A 248-nucleotide genomic window follows, 5' to 3' on the forward strand; every position below is an offset into this window, starting at 1 on the left:
GGTTGGTCATGCTGACATTGCCGCGCTGCGCCGGCAGGCAGTGTTCGATCAGAGAAAATTGTGCTGGCGTGATCTCCATGCCCAATAGTTTAATCGCTCGGGCCATTAGTGTTAACAGGCCCTACAAACGCGTGGAGCGGTTGTACCGCGAGCAGCAGCTACAGGTCCGACGGCGCAAACGCAAAAAAGTGCCAATAGGCGAGCGTCAGCCGCTGCTGCGGCCATCGCAGGCCAACCAGGTGTGGTCG

General features: G+C 58.9%; 1 pseudogene. It reads left to right on the forward strand.

The window, feature by feature from the left end:
• Positions 1 to 122: 122 nt before the first annotated feature.
• Positions 123 to 248: pseudogene (locus F7R02_RS26200) on the forward strand (IS3 family transposase); the annotation flags it as partial.

Origin of the sequence: Xanthomonas cissicola (assembly GCF_008801575.1) — a bacterium.
GTDB lineage: Bacteria > Pseudomonadota > Gammaproteobacteria > Xanthomonadales > Xanthomonadaceae > Xanthomonas > Xanthomonas cissicola.